Source organism: Mycobacterium sp. shizuoka-1 (assembly GCF_002723835.1).
GTDB lineage: Bacteria > Actinomycetota > Actinomycetes > Mycobacteriales > Mycobacteriaceae > Mycobacterium.
In genome coordinates this window covers 1-3164 of record NZ_BEWG01000152.1, presented here as the reverse complement: position 1 = coordinate 3164, position 3164 = coordinate 1, and the positions used below count along the sequence as shown (strand labels likewise).

The following is a 3164-nucleotide window of genomic DNA, read 5'->3' as shown; positions in this document are numbered from 1 at the left end:
CGGGGCTGTTGGTGGTCTCGGTGACGGGATCGTCGCCGCGGTGATGCAGTGGTGGTCTCGGTGGTGGGAGTCTGGTTCAGTCTGAGGCTGTTTCGCTGATGGCGATGCGGGCAGCTTTCTCCCCGACGATGGAATGACCGGCAGCGAACGCGGCAGTCAGCGCGTGCAAGGCGAGGTTGTTGACCGCTCGTGGGTGTCCGCGTGAGGCGTTGTGAATCAGGGTGACGGCATCCTCGGCGAACAGGGTGTCGGAGCGGCCGGCGATCTTGGTGTGATGGCTGATGTAGTCGGCGGTGTCAGCTGGACTCATGCCGGGCAGGGTGTAGCGCACGGCGATGCGCTGATCCAACGCGGCAAGGACACCGAGGCGTAGCCGGTGCCGCAGGGTGGGTTGGCCGACCAGCACGACGGCGAACGGTGACCCGGAGTCCATGTCGTGATTGGTCAACAATCGGATCGCTTCGAGCTGATGGTTGTCGAGCAGATGGGCTTCATCGACGACGAGCACGGGGTTGCGGCCGCGTTCGGCGTGTTCAGCGGCCAGGGCGTCCGCGGCCTGGGGTGCGAGGCGGGCGGTGTGAAATACCGGGGTGTGTCCGAGGGCGGCCACGATGTGGGTGAGCATGCCGCGGACTCCGATGGTGGGGTTGGCCAGGTAGATGATGACGTGCCGGGCGGGGTCCAGGGCGGTCGCGGCGGCGCGGATGGCCACGGTTTTGCCGGCGCCGACTTCACCGGTGATGACCCCGATCGCGCACTGATTGACACACCAGCCGATGCGGGCGATCGCTTCGCTGTGGCCGGGGTGGCGGTGCAGCATCGACGGAGCTAGATTCCGCCCGAACGGCATCCGGGAGAAACCCCAATGCGATTGCAGCCGTTCAATACTCATGCCGACACCCCATCTTCATGAGCAGCGTTGCCGGGGTCGAGGTCGGTGATGGAGAGCTGGCCAGGAATCTGAGCATGGTCGCCAGGGGCGTCGATAGTGCGGTCAGTGCGAGGGCCGTAGAGGGCGTGATAGCCGATACGTTCATCCTGGCGCAGCTGCTCATGATGGGCAGCGGCAGTCAACGCCAGATAGTCGATCCCCGTCACCGCCGGCGCAGGTCCTGAGTCAACGGTCTCGGGCCGGGCTTTCGGATGGGCATGGCGGGTGATGGTGTGAGCGATCGCGGCGCCGAAACTCTGATCCCGGTAGCGGACCTCGATCGTTTCCAGATCGAACGGGGAGAACACCAACTCCACCCGGCGCCCGGCCAGGGCCGGGTCGACCCGGTAGGTGTTGGAGTGCAGCGAGACCGTGGCGGTTTTGGTCACCGTGCGGAACTCCGACCACAAGAACGCCTCAGTCAAATCCGCAGCAGTCGGCAACGCCGGCAGCCCGCCGAGCCGATCCCAGCCGTCCTCCCACCGAGCCAGCGGCGGCGCTTCGGTCTCGGAGTGGGTGCGGCGGTGGTATTCGGTCTCGACCCAGGCCATGAACAGCCGGTTGAGCTCCAACAACGCCCCGCGGTGATCCACCCCGGCCGCGGCGAGGTCCTCGCTGCTGGTGTCGGTGACCTCGACGAGGAACTGTTCACGCACGGTGCGGAAGAACCGTTCGATCTTGCCGCGGCCCTGCGGGCGACCGGGCGCGGAATGCACCAGCCGGATCCCGAGTTTCGCGCACGCCCGCAGCAGCCACGCATCCACGAACGCGGACCCGTTGTCGACATAGATCGAGGCGGGAACTCCGCGGGCGGCCAACGCCGGTTTGAGCGCGGCGGCCAGGCGCACGGTGTCTTCGGCGAACCCGAAGCGGTGCCCGACCACCAGCCGAGAGTGGTCGTCGAGGAACGCGAACAGGTAGGTTTTGCGGTCCCCGACCCGCGGGCCGTGCAGGGCATCGCCGACCCACAGTTCATTCGGGTCGGGGGCTTCGAACCGCCCGAACACCTCACCTGCCTGCCCGGTGGCCGGGCCCATCAGTTCGCTGCGGTGGAAGTGGCGCAGCAGGGTCGATTCCGAGGGTGCCCACCCGGTCGCGGTGCGCAGGATCCGGGCCACCTGGGCGGCGGTGCGGGCCGGGTTCTCCCGTTTCAGCGAGGCGGCCAGCTCCAACACCTGCTCATCGGTGCGGGTGGCCAACCGCCGCGGCTCAGGGACCAGTGCCTCGAAGCCGCCAGCCCGGTAACGGCGGATCCAGCGATCCAAGGTCGCCCGCGCCACCTGCACCTGACTGCCGAACGGGTCGATATGGCGGCGCTCGGCGATCTCGCGGACCAGCCTGCCGCGCTGCTTGGTCGACAACCCCGCCTCCAGTGCAGGGCAGATCAACTGATAGCGGAACAACCCGATCGCGTGGGCCCGCTCCCGACGCTTGTGCTCTTCCAATGACACCGCAGTGTCCTCCTCGCATGCTCGGCGGCCCTGCCCGAAACCGTTGCCGGGCAGGTTCCTTGGCGAGGATCACCGATCACGGCGCGTCGCGTCAGGGGCAACTGGTGTTGCGTGCACCCCGCGTCATGCCGGTGACCAGTCCGGCGCCAACAGCCGCCCGCCGCTGACCGCCACCATCACCAGGTGCGGCGTCACCACGCCCAGCACCCCCGCCGGGCCGAACCTCTGACCGATCGCCGCAGCGGCGGTGATTATCGCGGCCACCAGATCACGCCAGCCGCAGCCGAACCCCTGCGGGACCGGCACGTCTATTCCGGTGCGCATTGCGACCTGGATGAACCACGCCCGCACTGACTCCACACGCCCGGCCACCCGGCGCAGCCATCCGCGCACCGTGGTCGCTGGCACCCTCAGATTCTCCGCGATTCGGCGATGCCCAAAGCCGTCGGCTCGCTGCACCAACGCATTCCAAATCGTCTGTGCGCCATACCCTCTACGCGCAAACATCATCACCGGCAGCAGCACATGCGTCACCAGACACGACCGGCAACGCCCCCGTCGCGGACGCACCGCGCCAGCTACGCCGCGGATGCGGCGGGGCCGGGCAAATCCCCAGCCGCCCAGCACACCGTCGGCGCAGGACGGGCACCCGATCTCGCCGGCAGCCAGCCGGGACTCGACGGAAACCAGATCAGCCTCTACCGTCACCACGAGTGCCTCCGTGCACTACAGCGCGGCACCCTGCGAGCCCGCCAAGACTTCAGCGGGGTGCCGCGCTGTAG

Annotated in this window: 3 protein-coding genes; all 3 read right to left on the bottom strand. The window is 68.0% G+C overall.

Going from position 1 to position 3164, the window contains the following annotated elements; genetic code table 11:
- Positions 1–76 precede the first annotated feature (76 nt).
- The 3 genes from MSZK_RS31405 to MSZK_RS31395 all read right to left on the bottom strand — a co-directional run bounded on the left by MSZK_RS31405 (position 77) and on the right by MSZK_RS31395 (position 3093).
- The gene (locus MSZK_RS31405) at positions 77–892 is read right to left on the bottom strand and encodes an ExeA family protein (protein ID WP_016343888.1); all 816 of its coding nucleotides are present in this window, start codon (positions 890–892) and stop codon (positions 77–79) included.
- Positions 889–2382 carry a DDE-type integrase/transposase/recombinase gene (locus MSZK_RS31400; RefSeq protein WP_099252399.1) on the bottom strand — a complete coding sequence of 498 codons (1494 nt, stop codon included), beginning with the start codon at positions 2380–2382 and terminating at the stop codon, positions 889–891. Before MSZK_RS31400 ends, MSZK_RS31405 begins: the two co-directional genes overlap by 4 nt.
- A 123-nt stretch (positions 2383–2505) precedes the next feature.
- A complete protein-coding gene (locus MSZK_RS31395) occupies positions 2506–3093 on the bottom strand; it encodes a hypothetical protein (protein WP_016343886.1) in 588 nt (195 codons plus the stop codon).
- Between the last annotated feature and the right edge of the window lie 71 nt (positions 3094–3164).

Coding starts and splice junctions, on each gene's coding strand:
- MSZK_RS31405 (WP_016343888.1), bottom strand. CDS start 892: ATGAGTATTGAACGGCTGCAATCGCATTGGGGTTTCTCCCGGATGCCG.